Here is a 24,553-nt window from a genome sequence, read left to right on the forward strand (position 1 = left end):
GGAACCCGTGAGTAGCTGAGGCGATCCCCATGAAGGAATCCCCGAACGGCCGCCGTGCAGGTCTGCTGACCTGCGCGGCGGCCGCGCTCCTCCTGTTCACCGGGTGCAGCACCGCGTCCGCGCCGGAGGCCGGAGCCCCGACGAGCGCGTCAGCGACCGCATCCTCCGCCGCGCCGTCAGCCCCCGCGCCCACAGCGGCCACTCCGTCGCCGGGGACCGCTGCACCGGCTGAAACGCCGGCCGCCGCGCCGCCTGCCTCCCTGTCCATCCCGTCCACCGGAACGGAATCCGCGCTCCTTCACCTGGGGTTGCGCGAGGACGGTTCCCTGGAAGTGCCGCCCGAACCGCCCGGCTCACCGGCCAGCTGGTTCACCGGCTCGCCGGCTCCCGGCGACCAGGGTCCGGCGGTACTGCTGGGCCACGTCAATGCCACCGGCGGGGGACCGGGCGTGTTTGCGGACCTGCGGGCCCTGAAACCCGGGGACCGGATCAACATTGCACGCGAGGACGGCTCCACGGCGGTATTTGCCGTGGACAAGGGGGAGCAGTACGGAAAAACGGACTTTCCCACCCTTGAGGTTTACGGAAACACCGAGCAGCCCGAACTGCGCCTGATAACGTGTGACGGTTTTGATGCCGCCAGCGGGGAATTCGAGGATAACTACGTTGTGTATGCCACGCTGATCCCGTAAATCCCCTCCGCGCAATTCCGCCCCGGGTCCCGTCATAACCGGCGGCGTATATATGCCCCGTGTTAGGGTTTTATGCGAACGTATCTGTTGGCTCGGGGGGACCATCACTTACTCCTTCCGGGCGTTTACTACCTGGGGGAGAATTGAAGAACTGCACGTCCTGCGGCGCTGAACTACAGTCGCACTGGAAATTCTGTACCAACTGCCAGGCGCCGCAGCCGGCACAGAGCGGCGGCAGTGCGGCCGCCGAAACCACTCAGCCGGACCGCGACGCCATCCGCAGCGAGCAGCCCACGCAGCGCTTTGAGCAGGCACCCGGCCAGAGCGCCGCAGGCGGGCAGCCGGGGCAGCGGGCAGAGAGCACCGCAACGTCCACATCGGTTTTTGATCCGCCCGTTATGGCGCCGGCCGCCAAGTCCGCCGACGCGACGGGTACCAGCGGTTCCGGCTTCGCCGCGCCCGGCACCCCCGCCGGTCCCGGCGGCACGGGCGGCACGGGCGGCACGGGCAACAACGGTCCCGGCGGCATGGGCAACAACGGCCCATCCGGTCCGCAGGGCCCCGGCGGAACGAACACGCCGCCCTCCGCCCCGAAGGGACCCAGGAAACGGTCCCGCAAGGTCATCATCCTCGTCTCCGTCCTCGTTGTCCTGCTGGCAGTGGGGATCGGGGCCTTCTTCTACGTCCAGAACCTGATCCGCGGCGGAGCCAGCTCCCCGCAGGGTGCTGCAGACCAGCTGATGGAGTCCATTGAAACCAAGGACATGATCGGTCTTGCCACGCTGGTCCCGCTGGAAGAGCGCGAACCCATCCAGCGGATCCAGGAGCACCTGGCGGACAAGATGGAGGAGTTCAAGCTCGAGGAAGCCCTGACGAAGGTGGGACGCGATGAAGAGCTCAGCGAGGACGAGTTCTCCTTCGACGGCGTCACCATTTCCATGGAAGGCGTCGAACCCGAAATTAAGGAAATCGACGAGAGCACCGCGCTGATCAGGTACGCCAGCGGCGAGGTCAAGGTCGACATCGATCCGGCGGCAACCACCGGAACGCTGCGCACCATCTTCGATTCCCTGGAAGAGGAAGAAAAGGTCAACGAGACCATCGAACTGGGCGAACTGGGCCCGGACGGATCCCCGCTGACCCTGGTCGCCACCGAACGAGACGGCCGCTGGTACGTCAGCCCCATGTACAGCGTTGCCGAAATGGTCAACGCCAGCGAAAGCTATGACCGCGGCAGCGTCCCGGAGGCCTCCACCGGCAGCAACAGCCCGGCCGAAGCAGCCAAGGCCATGGTCGAAGCCGTGCCCTCCGTGATCTCCGAGGGAAGCCTCAGCCCGCTTGCCGGCACGCTCTCCATTCATGAAGGCAGCCTGCTCTACCTCTACCAGGACATGTTCGACGACGCGATGTCGGGCATGAACGGCGAAGAGATCAGCGTCAGCGACGTCCGTTTCACGGAAGGCGAGAAGGACGGCAACCGTGCCACCGCCGTCGTCGACAACATCAGGCTGGAAAATGACTACGGCGACGAAATCACCCTGACCAGCGAGTGCATCAAGGGTGAAAGCGATTCGGACAGCTTCTGCCTCAACGGGTCCGGTTACACGGTTGAACCGTCAGCCCAGATGTTCGGCGGCCTGCAGAATCTGTCGGTGACCACGCTGGAGGAAAACGGCAAGTGGCGGGTCAGCCTGGGCCACACCCTGGCCGACGCGGTTATTGACTGGACCGATTCCCTCACCCGCGAGCAGGCACTCGCGCTGCTCTCCCTGGCGCACAGTGAAGATGCCTCCGGCGACATTGCCGTGGATGACTCCACTGACGTGACCTTCAATTCCGCCGGCTTTGCGGTACTGAACCTCCGTGTTGACGAGGAAATGAGCCTGGCCGCCGAAGACGAGTACGACTTCGGTGACATGACCGTCTACTCCAAGGACGGCAAAGAGGAAATCACCACTCTCGGCTACGGCGACGAGATCCCTGAAGGGGACTACAAGCTCGTGGTGTTCGCCGGCCCGGAATGGGATGAGGAACGCGCTGAAGACGGCGGCGACATTGACTACTCCAAGGAACTGACGCTGGTGGAGGATTCGGGTACCTCCTTCTCGGACTCCTACCTGGACCCGGGCAAGGATTACTTCTACGGCCTGCTGTCCCTGAGCGGGGAGGCCATGACCCACACGCTGAAGGGCATTGAGGACGACGGCGAGCTGATGTTCGAGGTGTCAGGTTCGGTGCTGCCCATCGGTACGCCCGGCACAGTGGTAGTGACCATGGACGGTGAGGAACACGAACTGAAGCTCGTGGCCGGCGAGCCGGCCACCGTAACCATCCCGTACCCCGGTGACGGTGAGGAACACGAGGTCACGGTAGAGCTGTTCCCCGGTGAGGGAGCCACCACCGCGTTCCTCAGCTACAACGGCGAGCTGAGCGCAAACTAATACCCAGGGACGGTCCTGCCGCAGCGCGCGGCGGGACCGTCCTGCCCTTTGCCGGCTACGGCATCCACAGTTTTCGAAAATCCAAGGAAGGCACCATGAAATTCTGTCCCGAATGCGGCAAACAACAGGAACCCGGAGGCCGGTTCTGTCCGGAGTGCGGGTTCGCGATGGGCACTGATGCCTCTGCCGCGCCGTCAGGGGCGCACGCTCCCGCCACGGCATCACCGGCTGCGTCACCGGCAGCGGCACCGGAACGGCAGCCCGAGTTCGCAGCAGCCGGCCACCCCGGCCAGGGCATGAGCCAGCAGCACCAGGACCAGCACCTGGGCCAGGGGCAGCCGTACTCCGGGACCCCCGCCCCCGGTAATTCCCCCTACGGCCAGGCGCAGGCTCCGGCTCAGCCGGCCCAGAAGCGTCCCTCAGCCTTCGCCGGCGTTCCGGTCAGCGACTACGTGAGGGACGGTATTGCCGTCCTGCTGCTGTTCTTCTCCCTCTTTATGACCTGGACCTTTGGCTCCGGAAGCTACTACGGGGCCGAGTCGACGGCGGGCACCCGCCTGGACGTCCTGCTGATTACCCTGCTGAGCATCTTCTCGGTGGGCGTGAGCTACCTCTGGCGCGCCGGGGTCTTTGGCCCCAAGATCGGCTACCGGCAGGTCCAGGACATCAAGGCACTGGCCAACCTGCCCTACCTCATCCTCGTGGTGGTGTATCTGGTGATGAGCATGGCGGCAGCGGGTTCCTTCGACTCGAGCCTGAGCATCCTCGATGCCGCTCCGGCCTTCGGGCTGGCAGGCGCCATCATGGCGGCACAGCCCCGCCGCGGCGAAATTGCCCCCGGCACCGTGGACGCACCCCGGAACCGGCGCTGGGTCTTCGTCACCATGGGAATCGCCGGCCTTGCCGCAGTGACGGTCCTGGCACAGATCATCATCCGCATTGTGGAGGTTGCCGGCCGCGGCGACGATCCCATCTACCAGTCCCTGGGACTGGGCAACCCCTGGATCCCCACCCTGCTGCTGTCCCTCGTTGGCCTGGTCTCCGTAGCCGTCCTGGCCCTAGTGGCACTGAACGTCTTCCGCGGATCCGACACCTGGCGGTTCACCGGAGTCTGCATCGGCGTCGGCGCCTTGTTCCTCGGCCTGATCTCCCTGATGGGCGCCTACGGAGTATCCCTGGACTACTACGCCGGCTCGCCGTCCTTCTCGCTGATCTTCTGGATGGCCTTCGGCGCTGCCGTTTCGGCGCCGTCGGTCGCACGCCTGACCCAGCACACCCAGGCAGCTCCGGCGGACCGGCGCACCGCGCTGAAGCCGGCGATCCTGCTCACCCTCATCCTGACGTCCGCACTGGCCGCCCTGTCCCTGTTCTCCATGGTCTGGACGCTCGTTGAAGATTACGACGGCGCCGCCACCTGGGCCATCTCCTTCGTCTTCGCGCTGGTTATGGTTGCCGGCGCCGTCATGCTGCCCAAGGTAGCTGCCCGCGACCAGCGTTCCGCCTACGTGATGGGCAGTGCCTACGCAGCCATCCTGTTTGTGCTCGGACTCGTCCTGATGATCATCCGGATTGTCCGCAACGACGGCTCGGCAAATGAAGTGGGCACCGGCAGCACGGCCACCATCATCATGGTGCTCACCTGGGTCATGCCGTTTGTGATCCTGGCTGTCCTCTGGCTGGACAAGGCGGCCCGGGAACACTTCAGGACACTGGCACCGACCGGCGGCGTTGGCGCCGGCTTCACGTTCGACGCCGCTCCGCAGCAGCAGGCGCCGGGTCACAACGCACCGGTCCAGCACGTGCCGGGTCAGCCGGTTCAGCAGACTCCGGTCCAGCACGCACCGGTTCAGCCGGCCCCGGCCTCGGCCAGCCAGGCAGCTCCGGCCGCCTCGGCCGCAGGACAGGGTGCTGGCGTGGAAGCCCCGGCTGCCGGATCCCCGGTTGCCGGCACCGGCAGCACCGCTGACGAGAGTGTTCAGCCCGCCGCAGCAGGAACGGCTCCGGAAGCCGAAAGCGCTGCCGAAGCCGGAACGGCTGCGGACCCGGATGCCGCACTGATCGCCGGGGCCGCTGATCCGGCCACGGCTCTGGCCCGGCTGCAGGAACTGGCCACCCACCCGCGGGCACGGGTGGCCGTTGCCGGCAACCCGTCCACCTACCCGGATCTGCTCAACTGGCTGGGCCAGCTGGGGGATCCGGCAGTGGACGAGGCACTGCGGCGCCGGCAGTAAGCATGAAACGGCTGGCGGCGGGTGTCCTGGCAGCGGTGGTAATCCTCACCGCCTGCACGGCGACGCCTGCCGCCGGCCCCTCCGGCCCGGCCGGAGAAACAACAGCATCGGGGCTGTCACCGTCGGCGGCAGCCCCGGTGTCGCCGTCGGCACCCGTACCGTCGGCACCCGTACCTTCAGCATCGGAGCCTGAACCCTCCCGTCCCACCGGCTGGCTGGCCGCCGTCACCGGCGACACCGGGCGCCTGGCCATCCTGGGGGATTCCTTCGCCTCCGGCGAGGGCGCCGGCAGCTACCGGCCCGCCGGCGACGCTCGCCGGGATTCCTGCCACCGCAGCACCTACGCCGTGGCCTCCGAGCTCTTTCCCCCGGACAGTATTGCCAACCTGGCCTGTTCCCGGGCGACCACCGGGCATCTCACCGCCCCGCAGACGCTGGCGTTCCGTGAGCCCACACAGCCCGGCGCCGGGCCCGGGTCCGTTCCGCCCCAGCTGCAGCAGCTGCAGGGCTTCGACCCCACGCTGGTGATCCTTTCCGTGGGCGGCAACAACCTGGATTTCGCCGGTATTCTGCAGGCCTGCCTGCTGGATACCAGGCCCTGCACCGAAAACCCCGCCCTGCGCGCGGATGCCGCTGTGCAGCTCGCGGCGCTGCAGCCGGACCTTGAAGCGGCCTATTCAGCACTGGCCAGCGCCGTTGCCGCACCCGTCCTGGTGCTTCCCTATCCCCAGCTTTTTGATGCGCCCGACGGCGGCTGCGGGCGCCTCAGCGTCGAGGAACAGGGGTTCGCCCGAGAGCTGGTGGGAGAACTGAACACCGTGATCCGTGCGGCGGTAAACAATGTCCCGCAGGCAAACGTGTATTTCGTAGAGGCGGCGCAGGACGCCCTGGACGGCCACGGTGCCTGCAGCGAGGAACCCTACCTGCATGCCGCCAATGTCTCCGGCCTGCTGCAGGCCGCCGATTCGCCCACCGCCAACCAGGAACTGCTGCACCCCACCCGGCAGGGATACCGGGCCATGACCGATGCCATCGTCGAATGGGCTGCGGCGTACCCCGTCACAGCCGGATAACCGGCCCCGCCCTCTACCAGGGGACTGCCGCCGTCACCGCCGGAAGGACTGCCGCCATCGCCGCCGGGAGGACTGCCGCCGTCGGCAAGGGACCCGGCAACCACTGGACCTAGCCACAGGACCGACAGCCACAGGACCCGGCAGCCACTGGTCCCAGCCACAGGACCCGACAACCACAGGACCCGGACACGGAAAGACCCCCGGGACGTGATGTCCCGGGGGTCCGGTAAAGCCGTGGGGTGGACTATGCCTGCGTTGCGGCCTTGCGGGCGTCCTGCCCGGCAGCGTCCGGCAGTTCGTCCTGGGTGCTGAAGCTGTCCGAGCTGGCGTACCCGTCGCCCATGTTCCTGGACCGCGCCAGCAGGCCCAGCACACAGCCGATGGTCAGGCCCACGTGCACCAGGGCCAGGGCGACCACCGCCAGGATGGAGCCGCTGACGTTGAGCAGGTACTGGCCCATCATGGGCGCCGTCCCGGCAAACAGGGTGGAACTGAGCTGGTAGCTCAGGGAAATGCCGGTGTAGCGGATATTCGGCGGGAAGGATTTGGCCAGGATCCCGGCCAGCGCGGCGTAGTACATGGAGTGCGGGATGGTGGCCACCGCCATGCCCACCACGGCCAGCAGGTAGTTCCCGGTCCCGATCATGATGAACATCAGCGGCATAAAGACCAGTTCCGGCACCAGCAGCAGCAGGACGGCCTTGCGCAGGTCCATCTTCGAGGCGATGAGCGCGCCGAAGGGCTGCACGCAGAACTGCACCACCAAGGCAATGGTCACAATGGTCAGGAAGGTGGAGCGGTCAAACAGCCCGCTGTCCACGGCCCAGGCCAGAGCGAAGGTCCCCTTGAAGTAGGTGGCGGAGACGGCGATGATGCAGGCGCCGATACCCAGGACCACAATGCCCTTGGAATGGCGCAGCACCTCGGTGAACGGGGTCTTGGCGACGGTCTTGGTGACCATCATTTCCTTCATGGCCGGGGATTCCTCGATGCTCAGCCGGATGAACAGGCCAATGCCCACCAGGACGGCGGAGAGCAGGAACGGAATGCGCCAGCCCCAGGAGAGGAACTGTTCGTCCGGCAGCTGTGCCACGGCGAGCCAGACCAGGGTGGAGAGCAGGTTGCCCATGGGGGAGCCCTGCTGGGCGAAGGCGCCGTAGATGATGCCCTTGCCCTTGGGTGCGTGTTCAGCGGCCAGGACGACGGCGCCGCCCCACTCGCCGCCCATCGCGATGCCTTGGATGAGGCGCAGGAACACCAGGATCACGGCGGCCCACATGCCGATCTGTCCGTACGTGGGCAGCAGCCCGACGGCGGTGGTGCAGATGCCCATCATCAGCAGGGTGGTGACCAGCGCCTTCTTGCGGCCGAACTTGTCACCGAAGTGGCCGAACACCACGCCGCCCAGCGGGCGGGCCAGGAACCCGACCCAGAAGGTCGCGAAGGCGGCAAGCGTGCCCACGGCGGCGTCCTCGGCCGGGAAGAAGATCTGCCCGAAGACCAGGGCCGAGGCGGTGCCGTAGGCGTAAAAGTCGTACCACTCGACGGTGGTTCCGGCGAAGGAGGCGAAACCGGCCTTCTTTGCCATCCGGGTGCGCGTTTCCGCGTCAACCGCTGGGGTTTGATTAGTGCTCACAACAGCTCCGGTGTAAGTGATGGGGGGATGTGTGACAGGCCACACATAAAGATTTCCTCACTCACCTTGCCAGTACGCACTGAGAGCGTCCAATAACCAATCTGACCAACAGTAGGACGAAATATTACTGAATTCCTGAGGGAAGCCGGCTTTCCTCAGGAATCGGGGTGGGAAGGACTTCTTCGGCAATCTTCAGCACCGCCTGAACCGCTGCGGAAGCATTGTCCTTCCGCCAGGCCAGGACGGCCGCCATCTCCGGAATATCGTCATCAAGATTCCGATAAACCAGTCCCGGGGTATTGATGTGCTGGACCGAAGAAACCGTAATTGTTACGCCAACGCCCGCGGCCACCAGGCCCAGGATCGTGTAGGAATCCGGAGCCTCCTGCATGATGCGCGGCGTGAAGCCGGCATTCATGGCCACCTGGATCAGGGCATCCCGGACGGTGGAGCCGCGGGTCCCCGGGAACGTCACGAAGGGTTCCTCGGCCAGGTCCGCCGCACTGATGCTCTCGCGGCCGGCGAGGGGGTGGTCGCTCGGCAGGGCAGCGACCAGCCGCTCGTATTCGTACACCCGGGTGCTCAAGGCCGAATCACGCACCGGCAGCCGGGCAAAGCCGATGTCCAGGGTGCCTGCCGTGACTTCAGCCAGGGCCGCGCCGGCGTAGGTCTGGCCCTGCAGGACCAGCTCGATGCCGGGTTGTTCGGCGCGTACGGCCCGGGCCAGTTTGGGCAGTGCAGCACGGCTGCTGGCACCGGCGAAACCCACCACCACCCGGCCCACGATTTCCGAGTTGCCCAGCACCGCTGCGCGTTTGGCCACTTCGACGTCGGCGAGCACCTGCCGGGCCGGGCCCAGCAGTGCCGCACCGGCGTCACTCAGCGTCACGGACCGGGTGTTGCGGTGGAAGAGCTGGACCCCGAGTTCCTTTTCCAGATGCCGGATCTGCTGGCTCAGCGCCGGCTGGGCCGTGTGCAGGCGCGCGGCGGCCCGGCCAAAATGCAGTTCCTCCGCCGTTGCCACAAAGCCGATCAAATGCCGAAGTTCCATGGTCCGTCCCGCTACTAGGCAATCATTGAGATCTATTTCTTATCACACAAGGCATTTCTAGGTATTGGACCGTTATAGATCGGCGGTGCCAGTATGAGGGGCACCACAAAAACCCGGAGGCCGTACAGAAATGATCCAAAAGCAGTATTCCCTTCAGGATGCCGTTGCCGAATTCGTCAAAGACGGGGACACGGTGGCGCTGGAGGGATTCACGCACCTGATTCCCTTTGCCGCCGGGCATGAAATCATCCGGCAGGGCCGGACCGGACTGACCCTGGTGCGCATGACACCCGACATTGTGGCGGACCAGCTGGTAGGCGCCGGCGCCGTGGACAAAATGATCTTCGCCTTCACCGGCAACTCGTCGGTGGGCTCCCTCTACGCCATCCGCCGTGCCGTGGAGGCAGGCGGTCCCGGCTCACTCGCGCTGGAGGAATACAGCCACTACGGACTCCTGGCCCGCTACCAGGCCGGCGCTGCGGGGATCCCGTTTATGCCGGTTCGCTCCTACGCCGGCAGCAGCCTGCCGGAGGTGAACCCCAATCTGCGCAAGGTTGCCTCACCCTTTGACCCCGGGGTGGAGACCTACGTGGTTCCGGCACTGAATCCCGACGTTGCCATCATTCACGCCCAGCGTGCGGACCGGCACGGCAACATCCAGAGCTGGGGCATTCTCGGACCGCAGCAGGAAGCGGCGTTCGCCTCCAAACGCACCATTGCCCTGGTGGAGGAGATAGTGCCTGACGAGGTGATCCGCTCGGATCCGAACCGCACCGCCGTCCCGGGGTTCGCCGTCGACGCCGTGGTGGAGGTGCCCTACGGTGCCCACCCCTCCTTTGTCCAGGGCTACTATGACCGCGACAACACGTTCTACCGCTCCTGGTCGGCCATCAGCAAGAACCCTGAACGCCTTGAGGCCTGGCTGCAGGAATGGGTCCACGACACCGGAGACCACGCCGGCTACGTCGCCAAACTCGGCCCGGACTTCTTTGCTCCGCTGACCCCCGAACCGCACCTGTCCACCCCGGTAAATTACGGAAGCGTCCGATGACTCCCTTCACCGCCCTCCCGAACAACACCGCCGCCGCAGACGACGCGGCGGCACCCGCATACACTTCCAGCGAACTGCTGGCAGCGGTCAGCTGCCGTTACCTGCAGGGCACCCGCCGGGTCTTTGCCGGCATCGGACTGCCCACCCTCGCCGTGGCCCTGGCCCAGAAGTCCACCAGCCCGGACATTGAGCAGGTCTATGAATCCGGCGTCTGCGGCGCCCATCCGCCCCGGCTGCCCGAGACCATTGCCGATGCCTCGCTGGCCACCGGTGCCGAGGCCATCCTCACCATGCCCGTGCTGTTCGGCTACGTGCTCCAGGGCGGCTGGATTGACGTGGGGTTCCTGGGGGCGGCGCAGATTGACCGGTTCGGCAGCCTGAACTCCAGCGTCATCGGAGACTGGGAGTCTCCGGACGTCCGGTTGCCCGGTTCCGGCGGCGCGGCCGAAGTGATGGCCAACTCCGCCGAGGTTTTTGTGGTGATGCGCCGGCACAACCCCACCTCCTTTGTCCGCGAGCTGGATTTCTGCACCAGCCCCTCACCCCGGATTGCCCGGGAAAAGGACCCGCTGGTTCCCGCCCAGGGCCGCGGGGTGACCACCGTCATCAGCGATCTTGGCGTGCTTAAGGCGGATGAAACCGGGGAACTGTGCCTGGCCACGGTGCACGAGGGTGTCAGCGCGGGACAGGTGATCGAGGCCACCGGCTGGCCGCTGAAGGTGCTGCCCGGCTTGTCCGTCACCCCCGCGCCCACCGCGCAGGAACTGGACCTGCTGCGCAACGAGATCGATCCCGGCCGCGTGTACCTGCGCTGATCACGGACAAGGAGACCAGCATGTTCAGTACCCCCGTTTTCGCCGGGCGCACCGCCCTGGTGACCGGCGGCAGCGCGGGCATTGGCCTGGCGATCGCCGGGACACTCGCCGGCCTCGGCGCGAAGGTAGCGGTGGTCGGCCGGAACAAGGACCGGTTGGACGACGCCGTCGAACAGCTCCGCGCCCACGGCGGCCAGGTGCGCGGCTACGCAGTGGATGTCCGGGACGCCGCGGAAGTGGCAGCCGTGGTGGACGCCGTCACCGGCGACCTCGGCCCGGTGAGCCTGCTGGTGAACAACGCGGCGGGCAACTTCCGCGTGGACCCGCTGCAGCTCTCACCCAACGGATGGGCCGCCGTCGTGGACATCGTCCTCACCGGAACCTGGAACGTCACCTCCGCGGTGGCCCGTACCGCCGTGGATACGGGCACCGGGCTCTCCGTGGTCAGCATCGGCACCTCCGCCGCCGTCACCGGCAGTCCCAGCACCGTCCACTCAGCCAGCGCCAAAGCCGGCGTGGAAGCCATGACCAAATCACTGGCCAAGGCCTGGGCACCGCACGGTTTCCGGCTCAACGTCCTGACCCCGGGACTCACCGAGGGCACGGGCGGCACCACGGCGCTCTACCCGGACGCGGACGCGGTGCAGGAGCATGTGCACCGGATTCCGCTGCGCCGGCTGGCCCGCCGCGAGGAAATAGCCAATGCCTGCGCCTATCTGCTCAGCGATTACGCTTCCTACATCACCGGCACCACACTGCTGATCGACGGCGGCCGGCAGCTGGGCGACCAGTGAGCCCCGCACCCGTTCCTGTTCCACCGACCCTAAGCGAGACCTGACAATGACGTCCCTTTTTGCCGAAACCGCGTTCACCACGCTGCTGGTCACCGAGACCGAAGACCGGATCCAGGTCCAGCTAAACCGGCCCGAGGTGCGCAACGCCATCGACGCGGCCATGGTGGAGGAACTGCACGCCGTCTGCGCCGTGCTGGAGCGCCACCCGCGGATCCTGATCCTCTGCGGCACCAGTGCCGGCGGCCGCGGGGTGTTTGCCTCCGGCGCCGATATATCCCAGCTGCGCGAGCGCCGCCGGGATGACGCGCTGGCCGGCATCAACTCCAGCGTTTTTGCCCGCATTGCCCAGCTGCCGCTGCCGGTGATTGCCGCACTGGACGGTTTCGCCCTGGGCGGTGGCGCGGAACTCGCGTACGCCGCCGACTTCCGGCTGGGCACACCCACGCTGAAAATCGGCCAGCCGGAGGTGGGCCTGGGCATTATGGCCGCCGCGGGGGCCACCTGGCGGCTGAAGGAACTGGTGGGGGAGCCGCTGGCCAAGGAACTGCTCCTGGCCGGCCGCATCCTCAACGCGGAGGAAGCCCTGCAGGCACGCCTGGTCACCGAACTGCACGAACCCGCGGACCTGCTGCCCGCCGCCCATGCCCTGGCGGACCGTATTGCCGCACAGGATCCGCTGGCCGTCCGGCTGACCAAGAGCGTGTTTGCCGCCCCGCGGGAGGCACACCCGATGGTGGAAACCCTCGCACAGGGCATCCTCTTTGAATCCGAGGCCAAGTTCGAGCGGATGCAGTCCTTCCTGGACCGCAGCGCCGCCCGGCAGGCCGCCAAGCAGGCAGCGGCACCCGCCGCATCCAGTTCCACGCCGGCATCCACTTCCACACCCGCACCGAATTCCACTCCCGCACCGAAGGACAACGCATGAGCACCGCCGAGAATCTTTCCTCCCCGACCAACCCGTCCGCCGAAACAACCGAGGCCGGCACCGCTGCCGTGCCCGCCGTCGTCGGCGTCCTGGGCGGCGGCCGGATGGGCGCCGGCATAGCCCACGCGTTCACCGTCGCGGGTGCGGACGTGGTGGTGGTGGAGCGGGACCAGGCCGCGGCCGACGCTGCCCGTGAAAGGGTGGCAGCCGCGCTGGCCAAGAGCGTGGAACGCGGTACCACCACACACAGCCTCGATGAGCTGACCGGCCGGCTGAGCGTTTCCACCGACTACGCGTCCTTTGCCGGGTGCGATCTGGTGGTTGAGGCCGTGCCCGAGGACTTTGAGCTGAAGTCCTCGGCCCTGAAAGCTGTGGAGGAACAGCTGGCCGACGGCGCCTGGCTGGCCACGAACACGTCCTCGCTGTCCGTGGCGAAACTGGCTGCCGGCCTGGCCCGGCCCGAGCGCTTCTGCGGCCTGCACTTCTTCAATCCGGTTCCCTCCTCGCTGCTGGTGGAGGTGGTGCTGACGGATAGCACGTCCGCGGAACTGGGGGAGGCCGCCCGGGAGTGGACCGCCGCGCTGGGGAAAACCGCCGTCGTTGTCCGGGACGCCCCCGGCTTCGCCTCCTCCCGCCTGGGGGTGGCCATTGCGCTGGAAGCCATGCGGATGGTCGAAGAGGGCGTGGCCTCGGCCGAGGACATTGATGCGGCCATGGTGCTGGGCTACAAACACCCCGTGGGACCGTTGCGCACCACCGACATGGTGGGCCTGGATGTGCGGCTGGGCATCGCGGAGTACCTGCACGAGACGCTCGGAGAGCGGTTCGCGCCGCCGCAGATCCTGCGGGAGAAGGTGGCCCGCGGGGAATTGGGCCGCAAGAGCGGCCAGGGCTTCTTCAGGTACTGATCCGCTTTTTTAGCTACTGATCCAGAACCAAAAGGAAGGGCCGGGGCACCATTGAAGTGGTCCCCGAAAGTTGGACTGGCCAAATAAAAGTCTAGGCCGCGAGGGCCTGAGCACGGTATTGCACCGGGCTCAGGCCCTCGAGCTTTGTCGAGATACGTTCAGTGTTGTACCAGCGGATGTACTCATCCAGCTGGGCCCTCAGGGCATCGGTGTTCAGGAACCGGACCCGGTGGAAGAGTTCCTCCTTGAGGTGTCCGAAGAAGTTCTCCATCACCGCGTTGTCGTAGCAGTTGCCCTTGCGGGACATCGATTGGACCGCTCCGGCGTTCTTCAGCAGCGTCCGCCACGAGACGTGCTGATACTGGAATCCCTGATCCGAATGCACGAGCGGCTGCGCCCCGGGCTCGAGACCGGTGAGGGCTTCACGCAGCGAGGAGTTAGTGAGCTCCAGATTCGGGGATAACCCGATCGAGTACGAGATGATCTGCCGGTTGAAGAGGTCCATCACCGGGGAGAGGTAGAGCTTGCGGTCACCGACGCTGAACTCGGTCACGTCGGTCACCCACTTCTGGTTCGGTGCAGCAGCTTCGAACTCCCGGTTCAGCAGATTCGGTGCCACCACGCCCTGTTCACCGCGGTAGGAGACGTAACGCTTCCTTCGCCGTACTTTGCAGACCAGCCGCAGCGAACGCATCAGCTTCAACACGGTCTTTTTCGCCACCGTCCACCCGTGCTTGAGCAGCTCAGTATGAATGCGGCGGTGCCCGTACCGGCCGTGGTTCTTCTCGAAGATCTCCCTCACGGCAGCCTTAATCTCAGCTTGCGGGTCTGGGCGCTGGAAGCGGGCCTGATGATAGAAAAACGTCGAACGGGCCAGGCCCGCGACGTCCAGGAGCACGTCCAGCCGGTGTTCGGCCTTGAGAGCGATGACAGCGCGGACCTTTACGGCCGTTCCTCGTCCCTCAAGGCCTGCACTTTTCCCAGGAACGCGACCTCTGCCCGCAGACGCTCGTTCTCGCGGCGCAATCGTTGTATCTCTGACTCTGGCTGCGTCGATGCCTCAGGATTTGTCTTCGGGCGGCCCTTGGGCTTCGCGCGCAGTCCGTCTTCGCCTTCCGCCCGGTACTGACGTGCCCACTTCTCGATCAGCTGCGGAGAGGACAGCTGGAGCTCTTTAGCCAGGGCGACTTTGCTCTCTCCAGCTTGAAATCGGCGCACGGCATCGAGTTTGAACTCGAAGGAGAACAAGCGTTTGGTTGGCTTGGCCACTAGCGTCGAACCTCCGCGAACTCTCCACCGGTCGTATAGCCGGCGGATTGCTTTCACGCGCACCCCGAGCCTTGTTGCTACGGAGTTGGGACCCCAACCGGTCTCGAACAACGCTACCGCGGCCTTGCGTTGTTCCTCGGATAACGAACTGCTCTTCTGCAAAAACTGCTCCCCGAAAGTCAGAACTGATTTCTCAGTCCAACTTTGGGGGAGCAGTTCACATGCCCCGGCCCTTCCTTTATGTGCGCTGCGCTGCTGCTGCCTACTCGCCCTTGAGCGCGTTGATGCCGGTAATTTCGCGGCCGATCAGCAGGGACTGGATGGAATCCGTTCCTTCATAGGTGTAGACCACCTCCATGTCCGTCATGTGCCGGGCCACCTGGTACTCCAGCAGCAGGCCGTTGCCGCCGAGCATGTCCCGGGCCTCGGAGCAGATCCAGCGGGCCTTCTTCGCGGTGTGCATCTTGGCCATGGAGGACATGGGGCCGGTGAGCTTGCCGGCCTCCTGCAGATTGGTGATGCGGAAGCAGATCAGCTGCATGGCGGTCAGCTCGGCCAGCATGTTCGCCAGCTTGTTCTGGACCAGCTGGAACCCGGCAATCTGCTTGCCGAACTGCCTGCGCTGCAGCGAGTAGGCCAGTGCTGCTTCATAGGCGGCCATGGCGTGGCCCAGTGCTTCCCAGGAGGCGTTGCCGCGGGTGGCCATCAGCACCCGGCTGACATCGCGGAATCCCTTGGAATCCACCAGCACGTTCTCCGCCGGGATGCGCAGGTTGGTGATGGTGATGTCCGGCTGCAGGATGGCCCGCTTGCCCACCTTTCCGGTGATGACCTCCGCCTGGTATCCCTGCGGATAGGTGCCGTCCGCGTTCTTCTCCATCACGAAGCCCTTGACCTTGCCGTCGGCTTCATCCCGCGCCCAGATCACGACGACGTCGGCGAAGCTGGCGTTGCCGATCCACCGTTTTTTGCCGTTGAGGATGTAGGAGTCGCCGTCCCGGCGGGCCGAGGTCTCCAGCCCCACCGAATCCGAGCCGTGGTCCGGTTCGGTGAGGGCGAAGGAGCCGATGGCGTCCAGGTTCGCCATGCGCGGCAGCCAGCGGTTTTTCTGTTCCTCGCTGCCCAGCAGGTTGATTGAGCCCATGGTCAGGCCGGACTGCACACTCAGGAAGGTGTTGACGCTGCCGTCCACCCGGGACATCTCCATGGAGACCAGGGCGGAGGAGAGCCGGTCCATGCCGGGGCAGCCGTAACCCTCAATGGTGGTCCCCACCACGCCCAGGCCGGCCAGCTTGGGAACCAGCTCAAAGGGGAACTCGGCACGGTCCCAGTAGTCGTTGATGATCGGTGCCACCTGCTCGTTCGCGAAGGTGCGAACCCGCAGCTGCACCTCGCGCTGCTCATCGGTCAGGGATTCCTCGAGGAGGTAGAAATCGGTTGCGTCGGTCATTGCTTCTCCGTAGTTCTGCCGGGGCGAGCCGGGGGGTTATCGTGGGGGTTCGGTGGGGGAAAGGTAGCGGGACAGGTAGTCCGTTTCGGCCGGCTGCAGCGTGCGTGAGGTGCCGGCTGCCGGGTCCAGCGGCACCAGGACGGTGCTGCCGGTAAAGCAGGCCTCACCGGACTGCAGTGCCCGGTAGGCAATGGTGAAGGACCGCGAACCGATCCGGCTGATCCACAGTTCCATCTCCAGCTGCCGGTCATATTCCACCGGGCGGCGGTACTCCACGTTCAGGGAGGCCACCACCTTGGGATCGCTGAAGCTCCCGACGCCGGCGGAAGCCGCCTGCCGGTTCAGCCACAGGACCCGTGCCTCTTCCATGAGGGTCACAATCCGGGCGTTGTTCACGTGCCCGTTCAGGTCCTGGTCCGACCAGCGCAGCGGCAGGACACAGGTGAACATGCCGGCGGCTGCCTCGGGCGCAGCTGCTCCGGGTGCGGCTGTCCCGGCTGGGCGCGCCTGGTCCTGCGCGGAAGTGCTGTCCATGGGTGTCCTTTGTCTCTGCCTGATGGTGGGTGCCGGGTGGCGGTGCCGGGCATCGGTGGCTGATGTCCGCGGGCGGGAACCGAACCGGTGGTAGCGGGGTGCCGGGGTTCAGTGTCCGGTGAAGCCGGGGGAGCGGCGCTCGCGGAAGGCAGCCTTGCCCTCGGCGAAGTCCGCGGTGAAAAACAGCTTGGGCTGGTGTTCGGCCTCTGCTTCCAGCGCGGCTTCCAATGTGGGTGTTCCGGAGGCCAGAACGGCCTTCAGTGCGGCGACCGCCAGCGGTGCCTGTCCGGCCAGGATCTCTGCCTGCGCCAGGGCAGCGGCGGGCAGATCGGCGGCGGGATGCACGGCGTCGGCCAGCCCGGCTGCCAGGCACGCGTCCGCATCCAGGACGTCGGCCTCCAGCAGGATCCGGCGGGCACGGGAGGTGCCCGCCCGCTGCGCCAGCGTGGCGAGCAGGCCGCCGTCCGGGATCAGGCCCAGGCGGGTGAACGGGAAGAGCAGGCGCGCGTCCGCAGCCATCAGGACATAGTCGCAGGCCAGGGCCAGGCCGGCGCCCATGCCCGCGGCAGCCCCCTCCACCACAGCGATGGTGGGAACGGGGAAGCCGGCCAACAGCCGGATCATGTCCCCAACGTCGCGGAGCCGCCGAGCGGCGGTGGCCGGGTCTTCGGGCGGCATGGCGGTGAGATCGCCGCCGGCGCAGAAGCTGCCCTGCGCCCCGCGCAGCAGCACCACCCGCACCTGCGGGTCCTGCGCGGCGTCCGTCATGGCGGCAACGAGCTCCTCGCGCATGGCATTGCCCATGGCGTTGCGCCGTGCCGGGTCATTAAGGGTCAGCGTCAGGATGTGATCCTGCCGGTCCGCTTTGATGAGCAACTGCGTCTCCTGTTTTATTTAAACCGGATGTGTCCGCTGCCACTCTTCCAAACGCGATTATAAATATCCAATACTTATTGCCTATCCGATTTATCGGTAAATCAGCTTAGTGAGGAATCATTCATGCACTCACCGGTACCTGTTAAGCACGTGGCGGTCCTGGGCGGAGGCATCCTGGGGGTTTCGACGGCGGTGCACCTGCTCCGGGACGGCGCGTCCGTGGTGCTGGTGACGGAAGCAGGCGTGGCCAGCGGGGCCTCCGGGCGGTCCCTGGCCTGGCTCAATTCCGCCGGCGGCCGGCCCGAGGCCTATCACCGGCTGCGGATGGCCGGCATTGACCGGTACCGGACCCTGCTGGCGCAGCATCCCGGAATTGACTGGCTGGGATTCGGCGGCGGCATTCACTGGGACGGACCCGGCAGCGGGGAGGCTCTTCGGGAGCGGCACGACGCCGAGACCAGCCATGGTTATGCCTCCCGGCTGCTCCGCGAGGGCGAGGTTGGGGAAGCTCTGGCCGGAATTGATCCCGCGGTGGACCCCGGATCGGTAGCCGGTCCGGCGGTGTCCAATCCCGGCGAGGGATGGGTCAGCCTTCCGCACCTGATCCGGCACCTGCTCGTTGAGTTCCGGGCCCTGGGCGGCGAGCTGCATGAGCATGCCGGCAAGGCCGCCGTCGCCGTCGAAAACGGCCGGACCACCGGGCTGCAGCTGCCCGGCGGCGGTACCGTGCGCGCGGATGCGGTGCTGGTGGCCGCCGGTGCCGACACCCCCGCCGTGGTCGGGGAGCTGGGCATCAACCTGCCCGACGCCTCGGACCTGGCCATGCTGGTGATTACCGAACCCGCCGGCACGCCGCTGTCCTCGGTGCTGAACACACCCCGGGTTTCGGTGCGTCCGCACCCCGGCAACCGCCTGGCCATGGACCATACCTGGTATCTGGACCGCATCATCCGGGATCCCTCCGGCGGCTACAGCATTGATCCGGCCACCGTGCAGGAACTGGCCGATGAAGCCTCCCGGGTCCTCGCCGGGCACCCGGCCCTTCATCCGGCGGAGTATCTGATCGGCCGGAAACCGGTCCCCGGAGACGGGCTTCCGGTGCTGGGGGAACTCGAGAGTGCACCCGGATGCTTTGTGGCGTTCACGCACTCCGGTGCCACGCTGGGGCTGATTGCCGGCGAGCTGCTGGCGCAGGAGATCCTCACCGGCCGGCGGCATCCGATGCTGGCGGAGTTCCGGGCGGAGCGGTTCAGCTAGCTTCGGTGGCCGCTATCCCGTGCGAGGGGGCGGCCAGCAGCGGGGCAAAGGCCAATTCGGCGGCCCCCACCAGTAGTAACTCGGAGCGGAGTTCGGCCCGGCGCAGGCTCACCCGCTTACCCAAACCGGCAATGGCCTCTGCGGCCACGGCATCGGCAAGCCGCTCCGGTGCGCAGGAAAACAGGGTGCCCAGGAAGCCGCCCAGCACCACGGTTTCCGGGTTGAAGATGTTCACGAAGTTCGTCAGCGCCACCGCCAGGTAATCAAGCTGCCGTTCCACCTCCGTCTGGAGTGCCGGGGTGCGGGGGCCGGCCACCGCGGCGTCGAGCGCATCCTGGTCTGCGCGCTGAAGTCCCAGCACCTCCAGCAGCCGGGCCAGGCTCACTTCGGTTTCCAGGCAGCCGCGGCGGCCGCAATGGCACCGTGCGCCGTCGGTGCGTACCAGGGTGTGGCCCAGTTCCCCGGCATACCCGTCGGCACCGCGCAGCGGACTGCCCGCTGCCATGATCCCGCCGCCGATGCCGCTGGCACTGCCGTTGAGATACACCGTGTTCCCGGCGTCGGCGGCAGCACCGAAGAGGCTCTCAGCCAGCGATCCGAGGGTGGCGTCATTGCCGGCAGCAACCGGGAGGTCCAGTGCCTCGGCCAGCGGTGCTGCCAGCGGCTCCTGCTGCCACCCCAGATGCGGAGCCAGCAGGACCAGCCCGTCGGAGGTGCGGGTGAGGCCGGGAACGGCAACTCCCACCCCAACAACCCGGTCCATGGCGGCCAGATCGGTGGACATTCCGGCAAGCACGGCCCGGGTGATGGTGACGGTCTCGGCGACGCTGGGAGCGGTGGCGGTGTCGTGCCGGACGCGCCGGTGCACCCGCCCGCCCAGCCCCACGAGGCCCACGGTCACGGCGTCCACATCCGGATGAACCACGACGGCGGACACCTGCGAATTCGGGTGTACCAGGGGGCTCGGCCGTCCCACCCGGCCGGCGGGGGAATCGGTTTCGTAGGCCAGTCCCATGGCGGCCAGCTCGGCGGCCAGGGCGCCGACGGTGGAGCGGTTGAAACCGGTCAGCCGGGTCAGTTCGGCCCGGGAGAGCGGGCCGCGGCGGTGCAGCAGAGTCAGCACCCGGGAAAGGTTGGCGGTGCGCAGGCTGTCGGAGCCGCCACCTGCAGGCACCGGTGGGGTGCCGCCGTTGCTACCGTCCATCGCCGTACCTTCCCTGAATCCGTTGCGTCAGCCTCCACAGTACCTGTCCCGGACGCGGATTAGTTGGGATGGCAAACAAATGGGGCTACCACCGGCTGTGCCGTGCGGCGGAGTACTGGGGGCGCGGCCGAAACGGCGGATCGGTCAGTTGAGAAAACCATTGACAGGCCGCGTGCAGGCCAATATGTTGTGGCTACCAACTAATTCTGTGATCTGGAGCTAACGTGACAATGACGCCATCGCCTTCCGACCGGTTTACCTTCGGCCTCTGGACCATCGGGTGGACGGGAACGGACCCCTTCGGCACTCCCACCCGTGCGGACCTGGACCCCGTCGAGGGCATGCGCAAACTCGCTGAACTCGGCGCCTACGGGGTGACCTTCCACGACAATGACCTGGTTCCCTTCGACGCAACGCCGCAGGAACGGGATCTGATCCTGAAGAACTTCACCAACGCCCTGGCCGAGACCGGTCTCAAGGCACCCATGGTGACCACCAACCTGTTCACCCACCCGGTCTTCAAGGACGGGGGCTTCACCTCCAATGACCGCTCGGTCCGCCGCTTCGCGCTGCGCAAGGTACTGCGCAACATTGACCTCGCCGCCGAACTCGGGGCGGAGACCTTCGTGATGTGGGGCGGCCGCGAAGGCAGCGAATATGACGGGTCCAAGGACTTCGCCGCCGCCTTCGAGCGGATGAAGGAAGGCGTGGACACGGTTGCCGGCTACGTCAAGGACAAGGGCTACGGCCTGCGCCTGGCCATTGAACCCAAGCCCAACGAGCCGCGCGGCGATATTTTCCTGCCCACCATCGGGCACGCCCTGGCTTTTATTTCCCAGTTGGAGCACGGCGACATTGTGGGCCTGAACCCGGAAACCGGGCACGAGCAGATGGCCGGGCTGAACTTCACCCACGGCATCGCCCAGGCCCTCTGGTCCGGGAAGCTGTTCCACATTGACCTCAACGGGCAGAAGTCCATCAAGTTCGACCAGGACCTGGTCTTTGGCCACGGCGACCTCACCAGTGCGTTCTTTACCGTGGACCTGCTGGAAAACGGCTTCCCCAACGGCGGCCCGCGCTACGAGGGTCCGCGGCACTTTGACTACAAGCCCTCCCGGACCGAGGGCTACCCCGGCGTGTGGGAATCGGCCAAGGCCAACATGGACATGTATCTGCTGCTCAAGGAACGGGCCGCGGCCTTCCGGGCCGATTCCGAGGTGCAGGAAGCGATGGCCTACGCGGGCATCGGTGAGCTGGCCGAACCCACGCTTGCGGCGGGTGAAACAGTCGGCGATTTCCTCGCCGACGCCGCCTCCTTTGAAACCTTCGACGCCGCTGCCGCTGCGGAGCGGGATTTCGGTTTTGTGAAGCTGAACCAGCTGGCACTGGAACACCTGATGGGTGCCCGCTAGGCTGCCTCCACCACTCAGCACCGGTAGTAAAAGACTGCTGCCGCCCGGCCTGTGACGGGCCGGGCGGCAGCACCCCGTGGAAAAGCAGCACCCGTTGAAAGGCGCCGCCCGTTGAAGGGCGCCCTCGTTTGAAAGGCACAGCCATGCCCCTTGTCGCCGGAATCGACAGCTCAACCCAGTCCTGCAAGGTTGTCATCCGCGACGCCGCAACCGGCGCGCTGCTGCGTGAGGGCTCGGCCCGCCATCCCGCCGGTACCGAGGTGGACCCCGAGGCCTGGTGGACAGCCCTGCAGCAGGCCGTGGCCGCGGCCGGCGGCCTTGCTGATGTTGCCGCGGTATCCGTGGGAGGGCAGCAGCACGGCATGGTCTGCCTGGATGAGACCGGCGCCGTCGTCCGCCCGGCGCTGCTGTGGAATGATGTCCGTTCCGCTGCCGCGGCGGAGAAAATGGTGGCCGACGCCGGCCCGGACGGCGCTCGCTACTGGGCGGAGCGCACGGGGTCGGTGCCGGTGGCCTCGTTTACCGCTGCGAAGCTGCGCTGGCTGGCGGAAAACGAACCGGCGAACGCCGCGCGCACGGCTGCGGTCTGCCTGCCGCACGACTGGTTGAGCTGGCGGCTGGCCGGCTACGGGCCCGGATCAGGTGCTGACGGCCTGGCCGCACTCACGACCGACCGCTCCGATGCCTCCGGCACGGGCTACTGGTCACCGGCCAGCGGTGAATACCTGCCCGATGTCCTGGAACAGACCCTGGGTCATGTACCCCGGCTTCCCCGGGTGCTCGGGCCGCTCGAGGCGGCGGGACGGACCCCCTCCGGCGCCCTGATCGGACCCGGTGCCGGTGACAACGCTGCGGCCGGGCTGGGTGTTGCCGCCGGTGTGGGGGACGTTGTGGTTTCCATCGGCACGTCCGGCACGGTGTTCGCCGTCGCCGATGCCCCTACGGCGGATTCCACCGGGCTGGTGGCCGGCTTCGCTGATGCCGGCGGGAACTTCCTGCCCCTGGCCTGCACTTTGAACGCCTCGCGGGTGCTGGATGCCACCGCCGGGATGCTCGGCGTCGACCTGCCCGAACTGACCAGGCTGGCACTGACCGCGCCGAGCGGGGCGGAAGGCCTGGTTATGGTGCCCTATTTCGAGGGGGAGCGGACCCCTAACCTGCCCGATGCCACCGGCTCGCTGCACGGGATGACGCTCACGAACTTCACACCCGCCAACCTGGCCCGCGCCGCCGTCGAGGGCGTGGCCTGCTCCCTCGCGGACTGCTTTGCCGCCCTCAGCGACACCGGCGTCACATCAGAACGCGTGATCCTGGTGGGCGGTGCCGCCCGGTCCGCGGCGATGCAGCAGATGGTCGCGGCAGTCTTTGAGCTGCCGGTGAGTGTGCCCGCACCCGGGGAGTACGTGGCCGACGGCGCCGCCCGGCAGGCCGCCGCCGTCCTCACCGGCGCCTGGCCGGCCTGGGATGACGCGGCGTCCACCACCGTGATCACTGCCGATCCCGCGCCCGCGGTGCTGCGCCGCTACCGGCAGGTGGCCGGACACGCGGGACTTCCCGCCACCCGATAGGCTCGATGCCATGACTACTTCCTTCGGCCCCAACGGCACCCCCGTGGAACTGTCCGCCGGCCCGTACCGCGCCACCGTTTTCCCCGTCGGCGCCACTCTGGCCGCCCTCACCCGCGACGGCCGGCACGTGGTGCTGCCGCTGGCCGAGGACACCGTGCCGCACGCCTATACCGGCAAGGTGCTGATGCCCTGGCCCAACCGGATCACCGGCGGCCGCTACTCCTTTGAGGGCACCGACTACCGGGTGCCGGTCAACGAACCCGAAACCGCGATGGCGCTGCACGGGCTGGTCTGCTGGGACGAGTGGGAGGTCGCGGACTCCGCGCAGGACCGGGTGGTGCTGAAGCACCGGCTGATGGGCCAGCCGGGCTATCCGTTCCCGCTGGAGCTGGAAGCGGTCTACATGCTCGACGCCGACACCGGGCTCAGCGTGGAACTGGCCGCGCGGAACGCGGGCACCTCGGCGGCCCCGTACGGTGTCTCCACCCATCCGTATCTGACCGCAGATCTGGCGCCGGTGGACCGGTGTGTGCTGGAGGTGCCGGCGGCGCAGGTTCTGGGCGGACCGGACCAGCCGGGACGTCCCCTGGACCTGTCCGAACTGCAGGATGTAGCGGGCAGCCCGCTGGAGTTCACCTCCGACGAGCCCATCGGCAGCCGCACCGCCGATCACGCCTATGCCGGCCTGCCCGACGGCGAGTGGCAGGTGCGCCTGACCGATCCGGAAACCGGCATCGGGTCCGTGCTGTCGGCGGACGGTAAGTCCGCGCCCTGGCTCCAAATCTACTCGGGTGAGCAAATGGGCCGCCTCGGTGTTGCCGCCGAACCCATGACCTGCCCGCCGGATGCCTTCAACTCCGGCGAGGGCCTGATTGTGCTGGCCCCCGGGGAAGAACACCGGCTCGGATTCCGGATCGCCGGGATCTAAGCGCCGGGCTCTGTTCCGGGCCCGGCTATGGTCCTAGCATTCGACACATGACACAGGACCCGGTTGAGACCAATCCGGACAGCTATTCGGTGGTGTTCGAGAATGAGCGGGTGCGTGTCCTGGAATACCGGGACACCCCCGGGCATGTCAGTACCCTGCACCGGCACCCGGACAGCGTGATGATTACGGCCAGCGCGTTCCGCCGCCGTCTGCACTCGGCAGGCGGCGGCGCGATGGACGTGGAGCTGCCTGCCGGGGTGAGCCGCTGGCTGCCGGCGCAGGAACACTACGGCGAAAACACCGGCGACACGGACACCCACGTGTTCTTCGTGGAGCTGAAGGAAACCGCCCCCGCGGGGCAGGCACCTGACGACCTGCTCGGCCCGGCGGCGCCGTAGCCAGCTGTTGCATCCGGAGGCGTCCGGATGCGCATGCTGA

22 protein-coding genes are annotated in these 24,553 nt (G+C 67.0%); 14 read left to right on the plus strand and 8 right to left on the minus strand.

The window, feature by feature from the left end; all coding sequences use genetic code 11:
• Nucleotides 1-29: 29 nt before the first annotated feature.
• The 4 genes from MUK71_RS03960 (at nt 30) to MUK71_RS03975 (ending at nt 6,437) form a co-directional block, all read left to right on the plus strand.
• Nucleotides 30-692, plus strand: coding sequence for a class F sortase (locus MUK71_RS03960; RefSeq protein WP_227905271.1), 663 nt, complete (start codon nt 30-32; stop codon nt 690-692).
• Between the two features lie 143 nt (nt 693-835).
• Nucleotides 836-3,133: a zinc ribbon domain-containing protein gene (locus tag MUK71_RS03965; RefSeq protein ID WP_227929066.1), complete on the plus strand. Its 2,298-nt coding sequence runs from the start codon at nt 836-838 to the stop codon at nt 3,131-3,133.
• Between the two features lie 95 nt (nt 3,134-3,228).
• Nucleotides 3,229-5,364, plus strand: a complete 2,136-nt coding sequence (locus MUK71_RS03970) for a zinc ribbon domain-containing protein (protein WP_244802824.1) — start codon at nt 3,229-3,231, stop codon at nt 5,362-5,364.
• 2 nt (nt 5,365-5,366) lie between these two features.
• On the plus strand, nt 5,367-6,437 hold the full coding sequence (locus MUK71_RS03975) for an SGNH/GDSL hydrolase family protein (RefSeq protein WP_227929064.1): 1,071 nt from the start codon (nt 5,367-5,369) through the stop codon (nt 6,435-6,437).
• Nucleotides 6,438-6,681: 244 nt separating this feature from the next.
• On the opposite strand, the gene MUK71_RS03980 is transcribed toward MUK71_RS03975, so the two are convergent.
• Both MUK71_RS03980 and MUK71_RS03985 read right to left on the minus strand, forming a co-directional pair.
• On the minus strand, nt 6,682-8,073 hold the full coding sequence (locus MUK71_RS03980; protein ID WP_227929063.1) for an MFS transporter: 1,392 nt from the start codon (nt 8,071-8,073) through the stop codon (nt 6,682-6,684).
• A gap of 124 nt (nt 8,074-8,197) precedes the next feature.
• Nucleotides 8,198-9,124 (minus strand): LysR family transcriptional regulator, encoded by a 927-nt coding sequence (locus MUK71_RS03985; protein ID WP_227905263.1) that lies wholly within the window; start codon nt 9,122-9,124, stop codon nt 8,198-8,200.
• A 130-nt stretch (nt 9,125-9,254) separates the two neighbouring features.
• Between MUK71_RS03985 and MUK71_RS03990 the strand changes: the two genes are divergently transcribed.
• From MUK71_RS03990 to MUK71_RS04010, 5 genes are read left to right on the plus strand one after another with little or no spacing between them, the layout of a single operon-like run.
• The gene (locus MUK71_RS03990) at nt 9,255-10,175 is read left to right on the plus strand and encodes a CoA transferase subunit A (RefSeq protein ID WP_227929062.1); all 921 of its coding nucleotides are present in this window, start codon (nt 9,255-9,257) and stop codon (nt 10,173-10,175) included.
• A complete protein-coding gene (locus MUK71_RS03995) occupies nt 10,172-10,990 on the plus strand; it encodes a CoA-transferase subunit beta (protein ID WP_227929061.1) in 819 nt (272 codons plus the stop codon). Before MUK71_RS03990 ends, MUK71_RS03995 begins: the two co-directional genes overlap by 4 nt.
• Nucleotides 10,991-11,010: 20 nt before the next feature.
• Entirely contained in the window at nt 11,011-11,784 is a 774-nt protein-coding gene (locus MUK71_RS04000; protein WP_227929060.1) for an SDR family oxidoreductase, read from the plus strand.
• Between the two features lie 46 nt (nt 11,785-11,830).
• Nucleotides 11,831-12,709, plus strand: a complete 879-nt coding sequence (locus MUK71_RS04005) for an enoyl-CoA hydratase/isomerase family protein (RefSeq protein ID WP_227929059.1) — start codon at nt 11,831-11,833, stop codon at nt 12,707-12,709.
• Entirely contained in the window at nt 12,706-13,617 is a 912-nt protein-coding gene (locus MUK71_RS04010; protein WP_227929058.1) for a 3-hydroxyacyl-CoA dehydrogenase family protein, read from the plus strand. The genes MUK71_RS04005 and MUK71_RS04010 overlap by 4 nt, the downstream gene beginning before the upstream one ends.
• Before the next feature lie 91 nt (nt 13,618-13,708).
• Here MUK71_RS04010 and MUK71_RS04015 read toward each other — a convergent pair whose 3' ends face one another.
• The 5 genes from MUK71_RS04015 to MUK71_RS04035 all read right to left on the minus strand — a co-directional run bounded on the left by MUK71_RS04015 (nt 13,709) and on the right by MUK71_RS04035 (nt 17,746).
• Nucleotides 13,709-14,515, minus strand: a complete 807-nt coding sequence (locus tag MUK71_RS04015) for an IS3 family transposase (protein WP_244802774.1) — start codon at nt 14,513-14,515, stop codon at nt 13,709-13,711.
• A gap of 44 nt (nt 14,516-14,559) precedes the next feature.
• Entirely contained in the window at nt 14,560-14,886 is a 327-nt protein-coding gene (locus tag MUK71_RS04020) for a helix-turn-helix domain-containing protein (RefSeq protein ID WP_244802772.1), read from the minus strand.
• Between the two features lie 262 nt (nt 14,887-15,148).
• A complete protein-coding gene (locus MUK71_RS04025) occupies nt 15,149-16,336 on the minus strand; it encodes an acyl-CoA dehydrogenase family protein (RefSeq protein ID WP_227904005.1) in 1,188 nt (395 codons plus the stop codon).
• Between the two features lie 36 nt (nt 16,337-16,372).
• Nucleotides 16,373-16,870, minus strand: coding sequence for an acyl-CoA thioesterase (locus MUK71_RS04030; RefSeq protein ID WP_227929603.1), 498 nt, complete (start codon nt 16,868-16,870; stop codon nt 16,373-16,375).
• Between the two features lie 108 nt (nt 16,871-16,978).
• Nucleotides 16,979-17,746 (minus strand): enoyl-CoA hydratase/isomerase family protein, encoded by a 768-nt coding sequence (locus MUK71_RS04035; RefSeq protein WP_227929604.1) that lies wholly within the window; start codon nt 17,744-17,746, stop codon nt 16,979-16,981.
• Nucleotides 17,747-17,869: 123 nt separating this feature from the next.
• On the opposite strand from MUK71_RS04035, the gene MUK71_RS04040 reads away from it, so the two are divergent.
• The gene (locus tag MUK71_RS04040) at nt 17,870-19,003 is read left to right on the plus strand and encodes an NAD(P)/FAD-dependent oxidoreductase (RefSeq protein WP_227929605.1); all 1,134 of its coding nucleotides are present in this window, start codon (nt 17,870-17,872) and stop codon (nt 19,001-19,003) included.
• Here the strand turns inward: MUK71_RS04040 and MUK71_RS04045 are convergent.
• Nucleotides 18,996-20,207, minus strand: a complete 1,212-nt coding sequence (locus MUK71_RS04045; protein WP_227929606.1) for an ROK family transcriptional regulator — start codon at nt 20,205-20,207, stop codon at nt 18,996-18,998. The two genes, MUK71_RS04040 and MUK71_RS04045, sit on opposite strands and share 8 nt — an antisense overlap.
• A gap of 230 nt (nt 20,208-20,437) precedes the next feature.
• Between MUK71_RS04045 and xylA the strand changes: the two genes are divergently transcribed.
• From xylA to MUK71_RS04065, 4 genes are all read left to right on the plus strand, one after another.
• Nucleotides 20,438-21,619: a xylose isomerase gene (gene xylA / locus MUK71_RS04050; protein ID WP_231710184.1), complete on the plus strand. Its 1,182-nt coding sequence runs from the start codon at nt 20,438-20,440 to the stop codon at nt 21,617-21,619.
• Nucleotides 21,620-21,762: 143 nt separating this feature from the next.
• Entirely contained in the window at nt 21,763-23,187 is a 1,425-nt protein-coding gene (locus tag MUK71_RS04055) for a xylulokinase (RefSeq protein WP_227929608.1), read from the plus strand.
• Nucleotides 23,188-23,197: 10 nt separating this feature from the next.
• A complete protein-coding gene (locus MUK71_RS04060) occupies nt 23,198-24,115 on the plus strand; it encodes an aldose-1-epimerase (RefSeq protein WP_227929609.1) in 918 nt (305 codons plus the stop codon).
• 47 nt (nt 24,116-24,162) lie between these two features.
• On the plus strand, nt 24,163-24,513 hold the full coding sequence (locus MUK71_RS04065) for a cupin domain-containing protein (protein WP_227904020.1): 351 nt from the start codon (nt 24,163-24,165) through the stop codon (nt 24,511-24,513).
• Nucleotides 24,514-24,553: the final 40 nt, after the last annotated feature.

The sequence above is a fragment of the Arthrobacter zhangbolii genome (assembly GCF_022869865.1).
Classification (GTDB): domain Bacteria; phylum Actinomycetota; class Actinomycetes; order Actinomycetales; family Micrococcaceae; genus Arthrobacter_B; species Arthrobacter_B zhangbolii.